Origin of the sequence: Nonomuraea phyllanthi, assembly GCF_006334985.2 — a bacterium.
Taxonomy (GTDB): Bacteria; Actinomycetota; Actinomycetes; order Streptosporangiales; family Streptosporangiaceae; genus Nonomuraea; species Nonomuraea phyllanthi.
On record NZ_VDLX02000016.1, the window covers coordinates 1 to 19,141 of the forward strand.

The following is a 19,141-nucleotide window of genomic DNA, read 5'->3' on the forward strand; positions in this document are numbered from 1 at the left end:
AAGAACACCGCATCACCCGATCTCGAAAACAAGACAAACGATGCTAAAGTGACTACTGAGGCGATAGCTTCCTAATAGTCACCGATTACGGGTGACCTTCTCAAACACCACTTCCCTGGGCGCGGCCCCGCTCCCTCCTCGTCGCAGGCAGGATCCGCGTCTGGCCCCACGGGGGATGGCGCGGCCCTCAGTCATATCAGGGATCAGCATGTCGTCTCACAGGTACTGCTGAAGCGCTTTACGGTTCCGGGTTCAAGGAGCAGCGGAAGGCGACTCACGAAGTTCAACCTCGAGCGACCGGAGGGCACGCACAAGCTCAAGCCTCCGAAGGCATGCGCCTATGACGAGGACTTCGTCCCGGTGGATTCGGTTTCCATCGAAAACCTTTGGGCGCGTACTGAACAACGTGCACCACAAGTCTTCAGGGCCATCGACAGGGGCAATCCGTTCGCCGAGGCGGCGCATGCGTCGATTCTTCGGGACTTGATCAGCATTCACTTCGTTCGATCGTTTCGCTACAAGAAGATCCACCAAGAATCGTTCCATCGCGTCTATCAGAATTTGCGCGACAACATGCTCGGGCGACGCAAGGAACTGGTGCGCGCAGAAGCACTACGCCAGACTGGCTTGCATCTGCCGGATGTGGCGCTGCCGGCCTTCCTGGATCCAATCTTGGAAGAGTCTCTACCCGCGAAAGGCTTCGCAAGCGGACAGCTCTTTAGGCAGAACATCGAGGAAATGTTCAACAAGGTCCGAGACCTGATCGCTACATGGCAGCCCGAACTACTCACCGCCAAGACAGGACAATTCATCATCGGAGACAACCCGGCAATCCCCGTCAGGTTCGACCCGAACAATCCCAACGCTCCTGCCTACAACATGGCAATAGGAGATGCGCACAGCGTGGTCCTGCCACTCGGCCCCCGACACTTGGTGGCCCTTGGCCCTCAGCAACTGACAGCCGAAGTGGAGAAACCTGTTGTCGAACGGCTCAACCAGCTGCAGGTCCTCGCCGCCTATCGACACGTGTTCTTCAAACCAGACCAGGGCACAGAGAGATTCGTCAGGATGGCCTGCCAACTCAGATCATCGTGAACGTCCCTCGTGTCCCAGCTGCGCCAGCAGGCGTCTCGGATCGGTAATCCAGGCTGATGGCCACGAGGCGGACGTGATGGCCATCGTCCGGGAGGCCATGCGGCCACCCACTCATGCCATAGGTTGCCCCCGGGACGGGACTGCCGTGCCACCTACCTCGGAGTCGCCATGGCCGTCGTCAACTCTCACAGGTGCCGCACATCGGCATCGTGGTTCCCGGCGCTCGAGCGGGTTGGATAGGACGGAGTGCATCACAACTAGGCTTCCAAGCTTGCCCTTCCGGTTGCGACCACGCATGCTCGTCATGCGCTTGATGGCATCAGAGAGATGATCTCCACTGAGGTGATGTGGGTGGCTGGAGACCGGACTTCCGAGAGGAAGCTTCTGGAACCTGAGCGCGATAAAGAGAAAGGAACACATGAACAACGTGTCAGCCAACAGCGAGACCACACTTATAGACGCCGTAGACGATAAAGTGTCCTCTGTCAAAACGAGACAGCTCGATATCTCTTTCAACGAGCTAGCGGATATGTATGCCTCGGGTGAGCTTATAATTCAGCCGGAATATCAGCGCCTCTTCCGTTGGACACCAGGAGCGCAATCACGATTCATCGAGACCTTGATACTCGAGCTTCCGGTTCCTCCCATCTTCTTGATGGAGACAGAGGAGAACGTATATGAACTGATTGACGGGTTGCAGCGAATATCCTCGTATCTAAACTTCCGCGGTCTTCTCGAGAAAGACGACGACGAAACACAGCCTCGGAGAGCAGACGATGAGTTGGGGCCTCTAAAGCTCCAGGACTGCGATATTGTGACCGACCTAAATGGTCACACGTACGATAGCCTTCCCACCGCACTATCTCGACGGTTGAAGAGGAACTTCATCCGGGCGGAGATTCTTCGAAAGGAGAGCGACCGCAGACTACGCTATTATATGTTCAAGCGTCTCAACTCGGGCGGAGAATCTCTGGAACCACAGGAGATTCGAAATTGCACCATCCGCTTGCTCGACCCGGCATTCAATGACGAAATAATCAGGCTATCCAAGACTCCTAGCTTCAAGTACTGCACAGGTACCGTGGCTGACGCACAGAAAGAGAAGCGTTATGACCAGGAGCTGATTCTCCGGTTCTTTGCGTTCTCAAAATGGTCAGAACGATATCGCCATGAGGTAGGAGACTTCCTCACTGAATACATGGAGGCCGCATCCGGAATTAACGGATCGGAGGGAGTTCCTTTCGATTTTGACCAGGACGTAGCCGCATTCGAGAAGACATTTAGCGTTCTAGAAGCTGCAGCAAAATCCTGCGAAGCCGAACTGGGAAGTCGAATATTCGGATCGGTCGACACCTCTGGGAGAATTAGAGGGCAGTTTGCTGTGTATCATTTCGAAGGAATCACCCTTGGCCTTCAGCCCATTCTCGATCGGTTCAACCGTGACGATCCTGCTCAAATGGAACGCTTGGGTCGGAAGATCCTTAATATCAAGAAATCGCCAGAAATACGTAACTTTACAGGAGGAGGCAAGAACACCTATCCCGCCTTCAAACAACGGGTCTCTTACTTTACTCAGGCCCTAAGCGGCATCGAATAAGCATGCCTGCCAAGGAAGCGGCCGCTGTGAGGGCAGCTCTCGAGGATGAATTGACATGGAGGCGAGACGAAATACGTCACCTCCGCAATCTGCAGTCGCGATCCAGTCGGAAAGAAGAAGAAGGGTCTCAGCGTAGGGCATTGCTGGTTATGCTCTATGCGCATCTAGAAGGCTTCACCAAGTTCGCACTCGAGCAATACGCCCTGACTATCAACGACGCTAAAGTCCCAGTATCAAGGTTGAAGCCGCAACTCTTAGCTGCTTGCCTTTTAGATTGTTTTAAACGATATCGCTCGTCTGAAGCTAGCGACCCATATGACCCATCAGCAAACCGCGCCCGGCAAGTATTGAAGGATGCGGAACTTCTGCAAGAGATTAGCACACTACAGAACCGGGTAGCAGTTCTGGATATCAAGTCAGTAACGTCTTCAGATTCAAATCTTTCCGCTTCTGTTCTGAGGCGAAATCTCGCACTGCTGGCCTTGGATGATTCCGACTTTCATCAATTTATGCACGCGATGGAGGGTTTGCTGAAATTAAGAAATGGGATAGCTCATGGCGAGGCTGTCAATCTACCAAGCGATCCAGGATTCCATAAAACTGAAGTTCGCATATTTAGTCTATGCGAAACGCTAATGCTTGTAATTTACCATTCGGTTCGGGATGAAACATATTTACGTTGAACTAAGCTAATCCTGGCACGGCCTGAGCACGGGCACGCGCAAGAACAGCTTCTCGGCCGCAGACGCAGCGAGCGACCGAGCGTAGGTTCGCGCTGGTCACGCGTAATACTGAAGCTTGAACGGCGTATCGGTCCCGAGCTAGGAAGAATGCAGGTCGACAAGCTTACGACTAAGACGACTCGTGCATGGCGGACTGGCCTTCTCGACCGAGGGTCTCGGTCTCCACTGTTGCAGCAGTGGTGCGGAGGTGCTGACGTCTGGGACGTTGCTGTCAGCGCTACTTTATTGCCCCAGTCACGGGTACTCGGTGCAAGCCCCGACGAAGAAAGGGCCTCGCCGGCGACCGCCACAACCCCGCAGGGCGAGAATCGAAGTAAGCAATCATCACGGCCGCAGCCCGATCTTTTGATTATCAGTGAAGCGGAGGACTGTGGACCAGAGCCGGGACCGCTGCTAAACCGTGTGATGCCGTACGGGACAAACAGGCTACGTGAGGCGGCGTTGCTGTACTTCCCTGCTGTACGCCGGACCACAGCTACCTGCATATCCGGTGGCAAGCCGACCCGGAGCGCAGGGCCGCCAAGGCCCGAGCACCGGAAGCGGTGCGGCAGTCCTACTGCTCATCAGCGACCCCATCTCCCTTCACTAGCTGCAAAGATGGGTCGGAATCACATGACCGCAAAGCCGCCAATAGTTCAAGTGGATTGCGGATGAGGTGAGGATTTCGCTCAAGGAAAACGAGCTGCCTTTGTGACAGCGTTATGACGGCAAGAACGCCATCATCCTTAATCAGTACAATGGAGCCGATTTGAATGAATGCGCGAGGCGTATCTTGCACTGACTCAATCAGCTTCGCCGCCGCTCCGGCCTGCAGCTCATCCACTCGAGCTTGGGTCTCATGCAGGTTCTTTAACTCGATAGCGCGCTGCAATTTGAGTGCGATATCTTGGCCCTTTTCCGTGCTTGCGGCATCCTTAGCTTTCGTCTTTAGAATCCGCAGCCAAGAACCGAGAAGCGGGGTACCACGCTGAGTGATATAGCCACCGAAAGCACCGACAACTCTTTCGACTGATTGTTCTACCTTGCTAGCATCACGATCATCGCTGACGTATATGACGACAACCGAGCCAGAGCTTGCGTGCGTCTCATCGAGTGCGTCTATGGCTAGTTGCTCCGCAAACGCCTCCGCTGCTGCTCTATTTTGCCGTTCCCACTTGTCTGCTATGAGCAAGCCTTTCTCAACGTCTTCGGCCGCAGATAGAAGAAGTCGAGCGTTTTCTAACAGAGCTCCAAGCATCGCCACACGTACTGTGAGAGCAGCATCGAGCTTGCTTCGAATTTCTTGTAGGGATTTATCGGCAGCGGCGGCGGAAATCTGCAGCTGCAGCTGCCCGAGACCTGAGATACGACTTTCATCCTCGCCGGCCTGATTTCTTAGGTTGATGTGAGCGTCTTGCTTCCTTGAAGCTTCGGTAATCAGACGTTCTAGCTCGTCAGGATCGGCTGCTTCCAGCGCCATAGAGGCTTCCAGAAGCGCTTCAAGCAAACCTGCAGCAAGAGTAATAGGATTTGGGCGCTCCGGCCTGTCCAACTCCACAATGTGAGCTAGCCGGTCGGCTCGATTGGCAATCAGGATCAACTGGGACAGCAGTGTGGAAAGGGTCTCGTGCGAGCTTAGAGAAAGAAGGATGTCTACAGCGAAGCCGCTGTCGCCTCTTGGCCCCGCTATGTCACCACCCATATCAGCCAAATCGGCGATGCTTGCTGCAGGTTCGGCGAGCCATGAGAAGACTTCATTGCGTCCCACTAGCTGGTGCACCCATGCAACAGCTTTCGCGATATCTTCGGCGATTTGAATGTTGCGCCTAGCGGCCGCTAGATCACTCTTAAACTCGCCATACAGAGCGCGAGCACTTTCTAGCGTCGGACCGTCAAGTCCGCTGAAGAGAATCTCTTCTGCGCGTAGGGGACGCAGATATAGCACTCCTGCGCGCCGCTTAAATTGCCAAGAGTTAGTGCCTCGCCTAGATACCCTGGTGTCAATGTCAACAATCTCGGCAAGTTTCGCTGCTGTTTCAGCAACGTGCGTGTAGTCTTCCAGTAGGGCGGTGCTTATAGCCCGGCTCTGATCAATAAGATATGCCCTGTCGAGCACATACGGGACATAAGTTGGCCATCGCGGCGCACCCGCCGAAACCTCTCTAAATACTTCCTCTACGGCCTCGTAGAATGCTGTGGCATGAGCGATCAGTGTAGCGACTTCTTGTAGATACCGTGAATAATTGTGGACATTGCGGTTCACGTCGTCATCAACGGTAATAGGTTCAATTGGTCCCTGCGCAGCTACACGAGATTCATCCGTCCCGTCTGCACGCGCAGTGTGTCTTAGGCGTGTAATCGCAGCAAGAGCGTCTGTCAGGTTGCTAGATTCTGCAGATACTCCCGCGGTTTCATCTCCCTCTTCAGCGGATTTATTTTCCGCTCGACGCAAAGCATTAGCTATATGGCCAAGAAAGCTTGCATCATCAGCCACTTCGGCCAAGAGCCTCGGCTGTATCGATAAGATGTTCTTGATCTCGTTGATCGCCGACAGCATCGTGCCTGTATCATTTACTTGCCCCATGCGCCACCACCGCTCCTGGATCGCGCGCAGAATCGCTACTGCTTCTGAACGGTACATGCTGCCCCTCCAGCAAGGGCGCGATTAGCCACGATTGCCTCAGCATGCCACGAAACTGCATCCTGCTCCAGAAGACAGCAAGCTCCCAGGTGCGGTCATAGCGCGCTCTGGGCGGCGCTGGCCGCGACCGGCCGAAGAGCCGCAGCGCGGCCGGCGACCGCCCAAGGCGTGGCAGGCTGCCGCAGGCGGGCTGCCCGTGATGACGTGGAGAGAAGTTGCTTTCTGGTCTGACCGTAGCTGTGTCTGGTGGGGTTTGAGCTACTTGCCTTGTGGCTGTGCGGTGGTCCAGATGTGGTTGAAGCTGGTGAGGTAGGTGCTTGCCGGTCCTTTGTCGTCGGTGTGGGTGAGATGCATGACGGGGGCGTTGGCTGCTGGGGTGCCATAGGCGTGGGTGTTGACGAGGAGTTGATCGTCCGCGCGGTAGATGGAGTTGTAGAGCACCGTGTGGTGTAGCCGGATCTCGACTCCTTGGACGTCAAGCAGCACGCGGTACAGGCTGAGCGCGTTCTTGACGCGCGCCGCCATAACCTCCTCCCCAATCCCCTCGTCGGTTCCGCGGGCGGCCACCTCTGATCCGTCCGGGTTGCCGAGGAGGATGCGGACGGTGACGCCGGCCTTGGCTCGGGTGGTGAGAGTGTCAAGGATGTGTCGGTCTTCGGCGAGGAACAGTGCGCTGTAGGCCAGGATGCCGATCTCTTTCCGGGCCCTGTCGAAGAGGTTGCGCCAGACCGTTTGGGGGACGGCCCAGCGGTGTGGGTAGATCGCGTGGACGCCTCCGCTGAGGGCCTGGTGTCGTGGGGCTGCTTCGGGCCATAGGTCGGTTTCGTCGACGTGGAGGAGGTCGGCGACGGCCCAGCGGTGGCGAGGATAGGGGATGCGTCCGTTGAGCCATCGGCTGACGGTTTTGGGGTCGACGGCCAGGGCGGCGGCGACGTCGGTGGTGTTGAGGCGGGCGGCGGCCAGTGCGTAGCGGAGGTTGTTGTTCATGTGACCGGCCTGCTCCTCTCGCAAGACGACCCTGCCTCTGCGACGTTAGCATCAGACGTCCCTAGACGTCCCTAAGTCGTGGTGTTCCCGCCCCTGGCCACCGGGCGAACCTCGACGCATACGAGGAACCGCACGGACGTCAGGAGGACGAGGGTGCAGACCAGCCAGACCATCAAGGATCAGCAGCGGGCTTACGCGGAGCGGTTGCTGATGGCGTTGGGAAATCAGCTCGCCGAGCGGGGCATCACGCCCGTGCTCGTCATCACGCAGGACGGGCGCCCGGCCCTGGACGTGGCAGATGTCCGGTGCCGGATGCGGCGGGTGTTCGTGCACCTGCCGTTCTCCTGGTTCTACTGGGGCGATCAGCACGACGAGCGGGTGTCGTTCCTGCAGATGGCTGGCGCCGTGGACCGGATCGAGCAGGCCGCGCGTGAGGGATGGCGTGATGGCGAGCAGGGTGATCTCAGCGTCGACCTGGACAAGTTGCTGGATGCCTACCGCGACTGATCCTGTGACCACGGGGCGACCACTAACCGGCGGCCGGGTCTATACCCAGGTCGCCGATCAGGTCCGGGAGCGGATCCGGTCAGGCGAATTTCCGTCCGGGAGCGTGCTGCCGTCTGAGGCGAAGCTGTGCCAGGCCTTCGGGGTGGCCCGTAACACGGTACGGCGCGGGCTGGCGATCCTGGAGGATGAGGGGTTGCTGGTCACCGTTCCGTCCATGGGTCGCGTGGTCGCCGGGGGGCCTGCGGCCGTTCCCTACCGGTACGAGATGATCGTCGCGTGGCTGCGTGAGCAGATCGAATGCGGTGATCTGGCTCCTGGGGCCGCGCTTGCGAGTGAGGCTGAGCTGCGGCGGCAGTTCGGGGTCTCGCGTAATACGGTGCGGCAGGCGTTGTCCGTACTGGAGCGTGAGGGGCTGGTCGTGGCGCAGCATGGACGGGGGCGCTTCGTTCGGCCATGAGCCGGTGCACGCAGCAGGGAGGACGTCCCAGGACGTCTAGCCTCGCCCCTGGATTCCCCCGTGCCCGTGCTGCCTATCGTGGGGCACGTGGGACATATCGAATGGGCATACGGCCTGGCCAAAGACCTGTTGGAGGCGACATTGCCTCGACGCTGGGCACACACCCAGGCGGTTGCCGACCAAGCCGAGACCTTGAGCCCGATCCTCGGCGCGGACACCGACACGTTGATCGCCGCTTGTCTGCTGCATGACATCGGCTACGCCCCTGACCTGGTCGATACCGGCATGCACCAGCTCGACGGCGCCCGCTATCTGCGTGACGTGGCCGGAGCCGATGAGCGGTTGTGCCGCCTGGTGGCCTACCACTCGTGTGCGGACAACGAGGCCCAGCAACGGGACCTGTTCGACGCTCTGACCGCGGAGTTTGATCGGGAACGGCCGGACCTGGCCAGGGCACTTACGTACTGCGACATGACCACCGGCCCGGACGGCCGGCACCTGGACGTCCTGGACCGGCTGGCTGAGATCCACTCCCGCTACGGTCCCGAGCATGTGGTCAGCCGATCGATCACGGACGCCACGCCGTGCATCGTGTCCTCGGTGCGGGCGGTGGAGGCCGCGCTATCCGATGTACGGCAGGCTAGCGCCGGTTAGGTAGTGCTCGATGCGCATCCGCATCGACCGGTCCATCGGCAGCGACAGGACCTCATCCTGGGGCACCCATCGGACCTCACGGGACTCCTCGCTCGGGGTCGGTTCCCCCGCGACAGCGCGGCCGGTCAGGACGATGGAGAACTCTTGGCGGGCCTCGCCGTTGCTGGTGTAGAGGATGACGTGGCGGGGGTCGCTGTAGGTGCCGAGCAGGCCGGTGATCTCGCAGGTGATGCCGGTCTCTTCGAGCGTCTCCCGTACGGCGGCCTGCGGGATGGACTCGCCCAGGTCGATGGCCCCGCCGGGGAAGGCCCAGTTGTCGTTGTCGCTGCGGCGGATCATCAGGACATCCCCGGCCGTGTTGCTGACGATGACGTTGACGGACGGGACGAGGCTGTTGGGCTCGGGTGCATCGGGGTCGTCGTAGAAGTCGATGCGCTTGGCCATGGTCACGCCTCCACGGGGACGGCGCTGGCCCAGACCTTTTCGAAGCTGTCGGCGTAGGTGGTCACCATCTCGCCGCCGGCCACCCTGCGCAGGTGCAGGACGGGGGCGTTGCCGACGCGGGTGCCGTACACGTGCATGTTGACCAGGTAGTCGTCATCGGCCTGGTAGATCGAGTTGTACAGGATCGTCTGATGCAGCCGGAGCTCAAAGTCGTCCAGGCCGAACAGCGGCCGGTAGAGCACCAGAGCGGTACGGATCTGCGCGGCCATGCCATCCCCCACGCCCTCGTCCTGCCCCCGCTGCGCGACCTCGGCGCAGTCCGGGTCGCCGAGCAGGATGCGCACCCGTACGCCCGCCCGCGCCTTCTCGCCGAGCAGGCGCACCATGGCGGCGTCGTCGGCGAGGAACAGGCCGCTGTAGACCAGGACGCCGATGTCCTCGGACGCGGTGGTGAACAGACGTCCCCACGTGTCCCGGGGCACGGCCCAGCGGTGTGGATAGATCGACAGGACCTCGCTTTCGGAGGCGGCGACCACCTGTTCGCGGGACAGGGCTTGCGGCCACAGGTACGTCTCGTCCACGCCCAGGTAGGAAGCCGTGGCAAAGCGGTGCTTACGGTACGGCTCGCGGCCCTTGGTGATCCACCGCTCGACGGTTTTGGGGTCGACCTCGATCGCTTCGGCCAGGTCCGCGACGCTCACGCCTTTTTGCAGCAGGGCCGCGCGTAGCCGTTCGTTCGCCATCTCACCTGCTCCCAAGGACGTCCGGGGATCTGGCCATCGTAGGCCGGACGTCTTGAACATGTCCCGTCGTGTAGTGATCTCGTCCTGACGTTGCGTCGCATCCTCGGTTGCACAACGCCACAACGGCACCAACCGAAGGAGGGGATGCAGCCATGAACAACGAGATCACCATCCCGGGCGAGACGCCCTCGTGCGAGTGCGGCAACGCTCTGGGACACGGCCAGGTCCGATGCTCCAAGTGCCTGGCCCGGGATCGCTGGGCGCGCAAGGAGCGGGCCAGGAACCGGCGCAACCGGCAGCGGTCGGACAACCGGCGTCCTCCGCGCGGCCCTCGCACCACCACTGCGGCGGGGGTGAGCTGGGCATGAGCTGGCTTCCGCTGATCGTCGCCGTCCTGCTCGGGGCCGTCCTGCTAGTCGGCTATGCCATGGTCCTGGTCGGTATCTGCCGGGAGGACAAGCGGCTGAGTCTGCGTCAGGCGCCGGACGGGGCGTCGGCGTCGCTGGCGCGAAGGGTTACCGGCTGCCGCGTCCGGAGCGGTGTGTCGTGGACGTAGCCAACTGCTCCTCGACCTTGGCCAGCCGCAGCGACAGGTCCTGCACGGCGGCGCGCAGCTCGGCCACCTCGCTTGTGGAGTCGGCGGCGGGCGGCTGCTCCTCAGCATCGCGGACGAACACACCCTTGCCCTGCTGGCCGATCACCAATCCTTCGGTGCGCAGGACGCCCACGGCGAGCTTCACCACCGATAGGGACGCGTCGTACTGCTCGGCGAGCTTGGCGGTGGACGGCAGTGGAGCGCCGGGCGCGAGGGATCCGCCGCGGATCTGCGCGCGCAGGTCGTCGGCGATCTGGAGGTAGCCGGGGCGTCCGGTGTGTTTGACCATCGCCCTTCTATCTCACCACGAATGTTCGACCTGGCCAACCGAGGGAACATTGACAACCGAGCCAACTAGGTTAACTATGTTGCTCACGATGAAAGAGGAGGTCACAGCCCATGCGTTCCGTCCCGATTCCCGTGGATGTCAGCAAGCTCGCCATCACCTGCGTCAAGGCTCCGCGCCCGCGGGTGCTCAACAAGGACACCGGCGAGATCAAGACCGACAAGAACGGCAACACCGTCTACGAGGTCACCGTCTCGGTCGAGGATGAGTTCGGCAGGATCGAACTCGTCAAGATCGGTATCACCGGCGAACCGCCCATCAGCGTCGGCGACCAGGTCAACGCGTCGGCCTGCTCGGCTACGTCTGGGAGATCGCCGGCCGGTGGGGTATCGCCTACCGCGCCTCGGCGCTGCTCCCCGTCCGGGAGGCCGCCGATGCGTGACGCGCTGGAAGTGCTCGCAGTCCTGGCCGCTGCGGCGGCCGGGCTGTGGGCCTGGCGCCGCTGGCACCCCGGCTCGTTCTGGCTGGTGGTCAGCTTCCCGCTGGTCGCCCTGTCGGTACGCGCCTCGTGGCGGCGGGTCGCCCTCGGCTGCAACCTGACCAAGAAGCGGCAACGCTTCTGGTTCACCACCGTCCCCGGCCTCGTCGCCTCCACCGGCATCGTCCGCGTCAAGCGCAAATGGCAACGCATCGCCGTGGACACCAAACCGTTCATGTGGCTGCCATTGCCGACCCGGCACGGCTGGCGCGTCACCCTGCACACCCTGGAAGGCCAGACACCCGGCGACTACGCCGACGCCGCCGAACGCCTCGCCCACTCCTGGGGCGTCCATGCCATCCGCGTCTCATCACCCCGGCCCGGCCGCGCCGTCCTCATGGCCACCATGCGCGACCCCTTGGTCAAGGTCGACCAGCTCCCACCCTCGCCCGACCTGCTCAAGGTCACCGTGGGACGGCTGGAAACCGGCAAGCCCTGGATCATCGACTTCCGCACCGTGCCGCACTGGCTGAACGCCGGAGCAACCCAGTCCGGCAAGTCCAACCTCGCCAACGCCTTGATCGTCGGACTGGCTCCACAACCGGTAGCGCTCGTCGGCTTCGACCTCAAAGGCGGGGTCGAGTTCACGCCCTACAGCCCGCGCCTGTCCGCGCTGGCCACCTCACGCGCCGAGTCCGTCAGCCTCCTGTGCGACCTGGTCGGGCTGATGATCGATCGCATGAGGCTGTGCCGTCAGGCCGGTGCCCGCAACATCTGGCAACTCCCGCCCGGCGTCCGGCCGGTCCCGGTCGTGGTCCTGGTGGACGAGCTGGCCGAGCTGTACCTGATGGCCGACAAGTCGGAGAAGGACGAGATCGCCAAAACGTCGATGGCGCTGTTGCGGGTCGCCCAGCTCGGGCGGGCGTTCGGCATCTACCTGTTCTGCTGCGGCCAGCGCATCGGCTCCGACCTCGGCCCCGGCGTCACCTCTCTTCGCGCCCAGTGCTCGGGCCGGATCTGCCACCGGGTCAACGATCCAGAGACCGCCACCATGACCCTCGGCGACCTTGACCCGGCCGCCCTGGTCTCGGCTCGCGCCATTCCTGCTGAGACACCGGGTGTCGCGATCGTCGCCTCGCAGGACGGCCAGTGGTATCGGGCCCGCTCCTTCTATGTCACCGAGCAGACCGCCGAACACGCCGCCCGCACCCACGCCCACCTCACACCGGCCTGGGACGAGATCATCGCCCATCTACCTCAGCCCATCAACGCCTGAACCCATGAAGGGAGGAACGATGCGACGCTTCGCCTGCCGACTGCTCGACACCGGCCCGGTCCTCGTCCTGGCCGCCATCGCGGGTGCCGGATCGTTCACCCACATCCGCGACACCGCCAGCCAGCACGGCCAGACCGGCTGGATGTCCTGGGCCGTCGCCGTCTGCATCGACCTGACCTGCGTCATGGCCGCCCGCGAACGCCAACGCGACAACAAGACCGGCAACAGGCGGGGCCGACTGTCCTGGCCCGTCCTCGTCCTGACCGGCGGCATCGTCCTGTCCCTGGCCGCCAACCTCGCCCAAGCCGACCCGACCGTCTGGGGCTGGATCACCGCCGCCACCCCGGCCGCCGCCTTCCTCATCGCCGTCTCGATGCTGGAACGCCGCGCCACCCACAGCCCTCCCGAACCTTCCGCCGGCCCGGTTGCCTCGTCCTCACCCGTCCTGGCACCGTCCGCCACCCCGGAACTCGTCCCAGCCAGCGAGGACGAACAAGACGGCACCCTCGCCCCGGCCCTCGTCGACTACGCCCGCCGCGTCGCCGACGAACACCACGCCAAACACGGCAAACCCATCACCCGCGACGCCCTACGCGCCCACCTCGGCGTGTCCAACCAACTCGCCTCCGACCTCCTGCGCACCCTGCGCACCGCCTGAAAGGAGAACCCGACCGATGACCCACGACCACCGCACCGCCCTCATCAACGGGCTGCTCCACCTGGCCTCCTTCCTCGAAGCCCACCCGCAGGTGCCCGTCTCCTCCAACGTCACCGTCCACCACTTCCCCGGCCAGAACAGCGACGCCGACCAACGCGCCGAGATCGACCAGATCGCCGCACTCGTCGGCTCGCAGATCGACTACGAGGACTCCCCGTACGGGCACTACGCCACCTCGCGCCTGTTCGGCCCGGTCGAGTACCGCGCCGTCGCCATCCTCGCCACCGCCCGCGCTCGCCACGACGCCGACAACAGCTACCGCGGCTGCATCCAGCCCGACGCCACCTGACCAGGAGAACCCCATGCGCATCCGCATCGACGGCACCCGCGCCGAAATCGTCGACGCCCTGTTCCAGCTACGCCTCCACTTCACCGTCCACGCCGTCTCACGCGTCTACCCCGACCGCGCCCACCCGCATCACTGGCGCGTCTACCTCACCACCCGCCCACGCGAAAGGAGGCAAACGCATGCCCGCTGACCTGCCGGTCATCCACTACCGCTGCTGCACCTGCAACGGCACCGGCCTCGACACCGACCACGCCCGCTGCCTCGACTGCGACGGCACCGGCCTCGACAACCACGGCGCATAACGCGCATCGCCCCCGGCCTGGCCGCACATCCGCCAAGACGACTGCCAGGTCGAGGGCCATCCCCTCACCCGAACGAGCGAAAGGAGGACACCATCTTGCCCACAACCCACGCCAACGCGCACGCCATCACCGGCATGATCAAGCGCCTCAACCGAGCCGACTACGACCGCTGGGCATCCCAGATCCGCAACACCGGCGGCTGCCGCCAACCCATCCACCTACGCGGCAAGGTCGACCACTACGACCGCGCCACCGGGGCCCTGCTCCACCGCTACACCACCCGCAGCGAGCCTGACGGCATCCTGCGCGTCCCGTGCAAGACCCGCCGCGCCACCCGCTGCCCCGCCTGCGCCGAGACCTACCGCGCCGACACCTACCAGCTCATCCGCGCAGGCCTCGTCGGCGGCAAAGGCGTACCGGACACCGTCACCAGCCACCCGACCCTGTTCGTCACCTTGACCGCCCCATCTTTTGGCCCGGTCCACACCCGTCGCGAGCACGGCGGCAAGGTCCAGCCCTGCTACGCCCGCCGCAACGCGCCCACCTGCCCACACGGCCGCGTCATGTCGTGCACCGAACGCCACAGCAAGGACGACCCGCGCCTCGGCGAACCGCTCTGCCGCGACTGCTACGACTACACCGGCAGCGTCCTGTTCAACGCCCTGGCCCCGCTGCTGTGGAAGCGCTTCGCCGACTCCGTACGCCGCGCCCTCGCCAAGGCCGGCGGCCTGGCGCTCAAGGACCTGCGCCACCACCTCACCCTCTCCTTCGCCAAGGTCGCCGAATACCAACGGCGCGGCGTTGTCCACTTCCACGCCGTCATCCGCCTTGACGGACCCGGCGGACCAGCTGCACCGCCACCAACCTGGGCGACCGCCGATACCCTGACCCAGGCATACAACACGCGGCCAAGGCAGTCACGGCCACCGCACCCGCGCATGAGAACCAGCCCGCACGCACCCTGCGCTGGGGAAGTCAGCTCGACATCCGACCGATCACTCTGACCGGCGACCTCACCGAACAAGCCGTCGCCGGCTACATCGCCAAGTACGCCACCAAAGCCGCCGAATGCGTCGGCACCCTCGACCGCCGCATCAACCCACTCGACGACCTGAGCGCCTACAACCTCCGCGACCACGCCCGCCGCCTCATCGCGACATGCCAGAGGCTCGGCATCCTCGACGAGCTGTCCGAGCTCCGGCTCGCCGATTGGGCCCACATGCTCGGATTCCGCGGCCGCTTCTCCACACGATCCCGCCGCTACTCCACCACCCTCGGCGAACTCCGAGCAGCCAGAGAACGCTTCGTTCATACCGAAGAGGTCAGTCACGGACGCCTGCCCCTCTTCGACGAGGACACCATCCTCGTGATCTCCGAATGGGGGAGTACGCAGGCAAGGGCCACGCAGCTGGAGACGCCCTCCTCGCCGCCGCCCTCACAGGAACACCGCTGCCCACAAGCCAGCACACCGCAGGGAGCCGCTCATGACCCGGCTCCTCCTCACCGTCCCTGAGGCTGCGGAAGCCCTGGCCATCTCCCGCAGCAAGCTCTACCAACTGCTCGCCACCAGCGTCGTCGACTCCGTCCGCATCGACGGCTCCCGCCGCATCCCCGTCTCGGCCCTTACCGACTACATCACCCGCCTGACCAGGAAGGAGATCGCCGTATGACCAAGACACTCGTCGGCACACCGGATGAGCAACCGCGTAAGAAGAAGGCACCCAAACTGCGCGACGGCGTCATGAAGCGCGGCACCACCTGGTCATACGTGATCAGAGTTCGCGACCCCGAAACGGGGGAGAGCAAGCCTCGATGGGTGGGCGGTTTCGTCACCGAGGACGACGCCAAGGCCGCTCGCGACGAAGCCCGTGTCAAGGCCCGCCGCGGCGAGTACGTCGACCGCAACACCATCACGGTCCGCGAGTATCTCGATGAGTGGATCGAGGCCCACGCAGTCGAGATCAAGCCCAAGACGCTCGCCGACTACCGGCACATGATCAACCGGTACATCAAGCCGAACATCGGCATTCTGCGACTTCAGGCAGTCCGAGCATCCACGATCACGAAGCTGTACCGGGACCTCATGGCCAGGGGCGGGAAGAACGGACGGCCGCTCTCCTCACGCACGGTCGACTACGTCCACGCCATCCTCCGGAAGGCCTTCCGCGACGCTGTGAACGTCGACGAGTTGCTCTCGTCCAGCCCGGTCGAGAAGGCCAAGCGTCCCCGCCGCGAGATCAAGGAACCGGGCACCGTCTGGACCACGGACCAGCTCAAGGCATTCCTACGCTACTCCCGCGATCATCGTCTCTGGCCCTTCTTCCATCTGGCGGCCTACACCGGCGCGCGTCGTGGTGAGCTGCTCCACCTCCGGTGGTCGGACGTGGATCTCGACGCCAAGCAGCTGGTCATCAGAGGCTCGGCGTCCTTCATTGACGGCGCGCGTGTCGAGGGGACCACCAAGAGCGGTAGGAAGCGCATCGTCAGCCTTGACGACGGCACCATCACCGTCCTGCGCAACCAGCACAAGATGCAGGCCGCCGACAAGCTCAAGGTCGGCCCTGAGTGGCGAGGCGGTGGCGACTACGTGTTCACGACCGGTTGGGGTGAGCCCGTCCACCCGGACACGCTCAGCTCGCTGTTCCCAATCCTGATCAAGCGCTACAACGAGACCTACCCGGACCACCCGCTACCGCATGCCCGGCTCCACGACCTGAGGCACATCCACGCGACCACGCTCCTCCTGGCCGGTGTGCCGGTCCACGTCGTCGCGGCCCGACTCGGCCACGCCGACCCCTCGATCACCCTGAGGGTCTACGCCCACGTGATCCGCGCGGCGGAAGCCTCAGCTGCGGAGGTCTTCGCGAAGTCGATCAACGACCAGAAAGGCTGGTGTTAGCAACCCTGTTAGCAAGATCGCGAGATTGTCCTGACAAACACGAAGGCCCGCTCCAGGGTGTCCCTGGTGGCGGGCCTTTCGAATGTGCGCGGCCGACAGGAGTCGAACCCGTAACCTTCTGATCCGTAGTCAGATGCTCTATCCATTGAGCTACGGCCGCCTGCTGCGTAAGCAAGCATAGCGGGTTCTGGCGGGTGCCTCGAACCAATATGGCAATCGTGGCCGCGTCCGCGTGCCCCTCGCGGGTCGCGGGGAGTGGCTGACCAGGGGGGAAGAAGGTGGTGAGCGGGCCGCGGATACATCGAAGGGTGTATGCGTAGGCGGTTCCCGTGCAGGAGGGAAGTGGTCGTGCGAGATGGTGAGATGGGGGCATGAAACGGGCGGCGCTGGGTGCCGGGGTGGCGTTCGTGGTGGGGGTGTTCCTCATCGCGGGCCGTGCCTACCTGCCCCGCGACGCGCCCGTCTGGGCTCTGTGCGTGCCGCTGGCCTTGACCTGCGCCGGGGTCGTGGTGCGGCAGCGGGCGCCCCTGAGCTCCTTGGGGCTCGGCGTGGTGGCGGTCACGATCGACGCGTTCGTGGGGCCGTCCCTGGCGACGGTGCTGGTCTTCACCGACAATCTGTACGCCGCCGCGCTGTACGGGCCGGCGCGGTTCGCGCGGTGGTTGCTCGGCATCACCTCCGTGCTGGCGGTGGCGGCCGGGGGAGTGGCCGGGTTCTTCGCGGCCGACTGGCGGATGCTGGCCGTCATGGGGGTGCAGGCGGGGCTGGTGCTGGTCACGCCCGTCACGACGGCGCTGGTTCTGCGGGAGCAGCGGGATCGGGCCGCGGCCGAGCGGGTACGCGCCGAGCAGGTGGCTCATCTGGCCGAGCTCGACCGGCAGGCGGCCGTCGCGGCCGAGCGTACGCGGATGGCGCGTGAGCTGCACGACATGATCGCGAACCATTTCAGCGCCATCGCCATCCAGTCGACGGCCGCGCTCACCCGTAAGGACCTGGACGCGGCCACGGTCAGGAAGATCATGGAGTCCGTACGCGAGAACAGCGTGAAGGGGCTGGCCGAGATGCGGTCCATGATCGGGCTGCTCCGCCAGGAGGACGACGATCCCGCGGAGGCCACCCGGCCGCGGCTGGCCGATGCGGAGGCGTTGGTGGAGCGGGTCAGGCGGGCCGGTGTGGCGGTCGAGTTGCTGGTTCGTGGGGAGCCGCGGGAATTGCCCGCCTCGGTGGATCTGGCCGGATATCGCATTCTCCAGGAGTCGCTCACGAATGCGCTCAAACACGGCGAACCGCCTGTCCGGGCTGTTGTTTCGTACGAGGTCGGGCGAATAGTGGTGAGTGTGGTGAACGCGGTGAGTGCGAAGGATGGGGTCAGTGGGCGTGGAGCGCGATCGTCGGGAGCTCAGATCGGGGTGGGGGCCGGTGTCGGGCTGATCGGTATGCGGGAGCGGGTCGCGCTGGTCGGTGGTGCCTTCGAGGCAGGGGTTTTGGCAGAGGCAGGGGTTCTGGCAGAGGGAGAGGTTCTGGCAGAGGGTAAGGCTCTGGCAGAGGGAGGCGGCTCCGGGGAGGGGTGGCGGGTGGTGGCGGTGCTTCCCACCGTCGATGGTCCTGGGGGGACATCAAGTATCGATGGTCCCAAGCCGGGCTTCGCCTCCCCCGGACACGGGTCGGTCCTCATCGCCGATGGTCATGGGCAGGCCCCCATCACGGACCGTTCGGATTCGGCCGCGACCGCTCCCACGAAGGGGAGCGTGACGCGGTGACCATCAGGGTGCTGGTGGCCGACGATCACGCGGCCGTACGGGCGGGAATCGTGCTGATCCTGGACGGCGCCGGCGACATCGAGGTGGTCGGCGAGGCGGGGGACGGCGAGCAGGCCGTGGCCATGACCAGGGAGCTGCGCCCCGACGTCGTGCTCATGGACGTGCGCATGCCCAGGCTCGACGGCATCTCCGCCACCCGCGAGCTGGCGGGCGTGAGCGACGTCCTGATCCTCACCACGTTCGACGTCGACGAGTACGTGTTCGGTGCGCTGCGCGCGGGAGCGGCCGGTTTCCTGCTGAAGAACACGGACGCCGACGCGCTGGTGGAGGCGGTGCGGCTGGTGGCTCGGGGCGACGGGCTGATCTCGCCCGGCGTGACACGGAAGCTGATCGCGGCGTTCGCCGAGCAGGCGCCGCGCCGGGAGCCGGTGGCCGACCCCGAGAGCCTGACCCCGAGGGAGCGGGAGGTGCTGGCGTGCATCGGGCGGGGGCTGTCGAACGCCGAGATCGCCAGGGAGCTGGACATGGCGGAGGCCACGACGAAGACGCATGTCAGCCGGGTGCTGAACAAGCTCGGGCTGAGGAGCCGGGTGCAGGCGGCGATCTACTACTCAGGGGAGCAGCCCCAGGGCCGGTCGTGACGCCGGCCCGGTGGCTCAGACTCGGTGGCTCAAGCCCGGTGGCTCGGGCT

Annotated in this window: 21 protein-coding genes, 1 tRNA gene and 1 pseudogene; 17 read left to right on the forward strand and 6 right to left on the reverse strand. The window is 63.7% G+C overall.

Annotated elements, in window-relative coordinates:
• The first annotated feature begins 195 nt into the window (after nucleotides 1–195).
• The 3 genes from FH608_RS35060 to FH608_RS35070 all read left to right on the forward strand — a co-directional run bounded on the left by FH608_RS35060 (nucleotide 196) and on the right by FH608_RS35070 (nucleotide 3,375).
• A complete protein-coding gene (locus FH608_RS35060) occupies nucleotides 196–1,095 on the forward strand; it encodes a DUF4238 domain-containing protein (protein ID WP_226900212.1) in 900 nt (299 codons plus the stop codon).
• Between the two features lie 418 nt (nucleotides 1,096–1,513).
• On the forward strand, nucleotides 1,514–2,692 hold the full coding sequence (locus FH608_RS35065) for a DUF262 domain-containing protein (protein WP_139634689.1): 1,179 nt from the start codon (nucleotides 1,514–1,516) through the stop codon (nucleotides 2,690–2,692).
• A 2-nt stretch (nucleotides 2,693–2,694) separates the two neighbouring features.
• On the forward strand, nucleotides 2,695–3,375 hold the full coding sequence (locus FH608_RS35070) for an MAE_28990/MAE_18760 family HEPN-like nuclease (RefSeq protein WP_193318806.1): 681 nt from the start codon (nucleotides 2,695–2,697) through the stop codon (nucleotides 3,373–3,375).
• Between the two features lie 613 nt (nucleotides 3,376–3,988).
• Here the strand turns inward: FH608_RS35070 and FH608_RS35075 are convergent.
• Together FH608_RS35075 and FH608_RS35080 are read right to left on the reverse strand one after the other, a co-directional pair.
• On the reverse strand, nucleotides 3,989–6,055 hold the full coding sequence (locus FH608_RS35075; RefSeq protein WP_139634691.1) for a hypothetical protein: 2,067 nt from the start codon (nucleotides 6,053–6,055) through the stop codon (nucleotides 3,989–3,991).
• Between the two features lie 258 nt (nucleotides 6,056–6,313).
• Entirely contained in the window at nucleotides 6,314–7,042 is a 729-nt protein-coding gene (locus FH608_RS35080; RefSeq protein WP_139634692.1) for an XRE family transcriptional regulator, read from the reverse strand.
• A gap of 153 nt (nucleotides 7,043–7,195) precedes the next feature.
• On the opposite strand from FH608_RS35080, the gene FH608_RS35085 reads away from it, so the two are divergent.
• From FH608_RS35085 to FH608_RS35095, 3 genes are all read left to right on the forward strand, one after another.
• Nucleotides 7,196–7,549, forward strand: coding sequence for a hypothetical protein (locus FH608_RS35085; RefSeq protein ID WP_139634693.1), 354 nt, complete (start codon nucleotides 7,196–7,198; stop codon nucleotides 7,547–7,549).
• 4 nt (nucleotides 7,550–7,553) lie between these two features.
• A complete protein-coding gene (locus FH608_RS35090) occupies nucleotides 7,554–8,006 on the forward strand; it encodes a GntR family transcriptional regulator (protein ID WP_226900174.1) in 453 nt (150 codons plus the stop codon).
• Between the two features lie 87 nt (nucleotides 8,007–8,093).
• Complete coding sequence (locus tag FH608_RS35095; protein WP_193318807.1) at nucleotides 8,094–8,660, forward strand: HD domain-containing protein; 567 nt, start codon at nucleotides 8,094–8,096, stop codon at nucleotides 8,658–8,660.
• On the opposite strand, the gene FH608_RS35100 is transcribed toward FH608_RS35095, so the two are convergent.
• A complete protein-coding gene (locus FH608_RS35100) occupies nucleotides 8,628–9,104 on the reverse strand; it encodes an NUDIX hydrolase (protein ID WP_139634695.1) in 477 nt (158 codons plus the stop codon). The two genes, FH608_RS35095 and FH608_RS35100, sit on opposite strands and share 33 nt — an antisense overlap.
• Nucleotides 9,105–9,106: 2 nt before the next feature.
• On the reverse strand, nucleotides 9,107–9,847 hold the full coding sequence (locus tag FH608_RS35105) for a helix-turn-helix domain-containing protein (RefSeq protein WP_139634696.1): 741 nt from the start codon (nucleotides 9,845–9,847) through the stop codon (nucleotides 9,107–9,109).
• Between the two features lie 152 nt (nucleotides 9,848–9,999).
• On the opposite strand from FH608_RS35105, the gene FH608_RS35110 reads away from it, so the two are divergent.
• Complete coding sequence (locus tag FH608_RS35110; RefSeq protein WP_139634697.1) at nucleotides 10,000–10,215, forward strand: hypothetical protein; 216 nt, start codon at nucleotides 10,000–10,002, stop codon at nucleotides 10,213–10,215.
• A gap of 147 nt (nucleotides 10,216–10,362) precedes the next feature.
• On the opposite strand, the gene FH608_RS35115 is transcribed toward FH608_RS35110, so the two are convergent.
• Nucleotides 10,363–10,731, reverse strand: coding sequence for a GntR family transcriptional regulator (locus FH608_RS35115; protein WP_139634698.1), 369 nt, complete (start codon nucleotides 10,729–10,731; stop codon nucleotides 10,363–10,365).
• Between the two features lie 110 nt (nucleotides 10,732–10,841).
• Here FH608_RS35115 and FH608_RS35125 point away from each other — a divergent pair, with 110 nt between their 5' ends.
• From FH608_RS35125 to FH608_RS35155, 8 genes and pseudogenes are all read left to right on the forward strand, one after another.
• A complete protein-coding gene (locus tag FH608_RS35125; RefSeq protein ID WP_226900175.1) occupies nucleotides 10,842–12,482 on the forward strand; it encodes an SCO3933 family regulatory protein in 1,641 nt (546 codons plus the stop codon).
• A gap of 19 nt (nucleotides 12,483–12,501) precedes the next feature.
• Entirely contained in the window at nucleotides 12,502–13,140 is a 639-nt protein-coding gene (locus tag FH608_RS35130; RefSeq protein ID WP_139634700.1) for a DUF2637 domain-containing protein, read from the forward strand.
• 16 nt (nucleotides 13,141–13,156) lie between these two features.
• Entirely contained in the window at nucleotides 13,157–13,489 is a 333-nt protein-coding gene (locus FH608_RS35135) for a hypothetical protein (RefSeq protein ID WP_139634701.1), read from the forward strand.
• 13 nt (nucleotides 13,490–13,502) lie between these two features.
• Complete coding sequence (locus FH608_RS35140) at nucleotides 13,503–13,679, forward strand: DUF3970 family protein (RefSeq protein WP_139634702.1); 177 nt, start codon at nucleotides 13,503–13,505, stop codon at nucleotides 13,677–13,679.
• Nucleotides 13,669–13,791, forward strand: a complete 123-nt coding sequence (locus FH608_RS53960) for a hypothetical protein (protein ID WP_264372935.1) — start codon at nucleotides 13,669–13,671, stop codon at nucleotides 13,789–13,791. Before FH608_RS35140 ends, FH608_RS53960 begins: the two co-directional genes overlap by 11 nt.
• A 134-nt stretch (nucleotides 13,792–13,925) precedes the next feature.
• Nucleotides 13,926–15,304, forward strand: a pseudogene (locus FH608_RS54525) (replication initiator).
• The gene (locus FH608_RS35150) at nucleotides 15,276–15,461 is read left to right on the forward strand and encodes a helix-turn-helix domain-containing protein (RefSeq protein ID WP_139634703.1); all 186 of its coding nucleotides are present in this window, start codon (nucleotides 15,276–15,278) and stop codon (nucleotides 15,459–15,461) included. The pseudogene FH608_RS54525 and the gene FH608_RS35150 overlap by 29 nt, the downstream one beginning before the upstream one ends.
• Nucleotides 15,458–16,690, forward strand: a complete 1,233-nt coding sequence (locus FH608_RS35155; protein ID WP_226900177.1) for a site-specific integrase — start codon at nucleotides 15,458–15,460, stop codon at nucleotides 16,688–16,690. Before FH608_RS35150 ends, FH608_RS35155 begins: the two co-directional genes overlap by 4 nt.
• Nucleotides 16,691–16,777: 87 nt before the next feature.
• Here the strand turns inward: FH608_RS35155 and FH608_RS35160 are convergent.
• A tRNA-Arg gene (locus FH608_RS35160) sits at nucleotides 16,778–16,850 on the reverse strand.
• 211 nt (nucleotides 16,851–17,061) lie between these two features.
• On the opposite strand from FH608_RS35160, the gene FH608_RS35165 reads away from it, so the two are divergent.
• Nucleotides 17,062–18,450 carry a sensor histidine kinase gene (locus FH608_RS35165; protein ID WP_226900178.1) on the forward strand — a complete coding sequence of 463 codons (1,389 nt, stop codon included), beginning with the start codon at nucleotides 17,062–17,064 and terminating at the stop codon, nucleotides 18,448–18,450.
• Nucleotides 18,447–19,091: a response regulator gene (locus FH608_RS35170; protein WP_139634704.1), complete on the forward strand. Its 645-nt coding sequence runs from the start codon at nucleotides 18,447–18,449 to the stop codon at nucleotides 19,089–19,091. The genes FH608_RS35165 and FH608_RS35170 overlap by 4 nt, the downstream gene beginning before the upstream one ends.
• Nucleotides 19,092–19,141 lie beyond the last annotated feature (50 nt).

Coding starts and splice junctions, on each gene's coding strand:
- FH608_RS35115 (WP_139634698.1), bottom strand. CDS start 10,731: ATGGTCAAACACACCGGACGCCCCGGCTACCTCCAGATCGCCGACGAC.
- FH608_RS35080 (WP_139634692.1), bottom strand. CDS start 7,042: ATGAACAACAACCTCCGCTACGCACTGGCCGCCGCCCGCCTCAACACC.
- FH608_RS35065 (WP_139634689.1), top strand. CDS start 1,514: ATGAACAACGTGTCAGCCAACAGCGAGACCACACTTATAGACGCCGTA.
- FH608_RS35110 (WP_139634697.1), top strand. CDS start 10,000: ATGAACAACGAGATCACCATCCCGGGCGAGACGCCCTCGTGCGAGTGC.
- FH608_RS35105 (WP_139634696.1), bottom strand. CDS start 9,847: ATGGCGAACGAACGGCTACGCGCGGCCCTGCTGCAAAAAGGCGTGAGC.
- FH608_RS53960 (WP_264372935.1), top strand. CDS start 13,669: ATGCCCGCTGACCTGCCGGTCATCCACTACCGCTGCTGCACCTGCAAC.
- FH608_RS35140 (WP_139634702.1), top strand. CDS start 13,503: ATGCGCATCCGCATCGACGGCACCCGCGCCGAAATCGTCGACGCCCTG.
- FH608_RS35155 (WP_226900177.1), top strand. CDS start 15,458: ATGACCAAGACACTCGTCGGCACACCGGATGAGCAACCGCGTAAGAAG.
- FH608_RS35075 (WP_139634691.1), bottom strand. CDS start 6,055: ATGTACCGTTCAGAAGCAGTAGCGATTCTGCGCGCGATCCAGGAGCGG.
- FH608_RS35130 (WP_139634700.1), top strand. CDS start 12,502: ATGCGACGCTTCGCCTGCCGACTGCTCGACACCGGCCCGGTCCTCGTC.
- FH608_RS35125 (WP_226900175.1), top strand. CDS start 10,842: ATGCGTTCCGTCCCGATTCCCGTGGATGTCAGCAAGCTCGCCATCACC.
- FH608_RS35150 (WP_139634703.1), top strand. CDS start 15,276: ATGACCCGGCTCCTCCTCACCGTCCCTGAGGCTGCGGAAGCCCTGGCC.
- FH608_RS35100 (WP_139634695.1), bottom strand. CDS start 9,104: ATGGCCAAGCGCATCGACTTCTACGACGACCCCGATGCACCCGAGCCC.
- FH608_RS35135 (WP_139634701.1), top strand. CDS start 13,157: ATGACCCACGACCACCGCACCGCCCTCATCAACGGGCTGCTCCACCTG.
- FH608_RS35070 (WP_193318806.1), top strand. CDS start 2,695: ATGCCTGCCAAGGAAGCGGCCGCTGTGAGGGCAGCTCTCGAGGATGAA.
- FH608_RS35165 (WP_226900178.1), top strand. CDS start 17,062: ATGAAACGGGCGGCGCTGGGTGCCGGGGTGGCGTTCGTGGTGGGGGTG.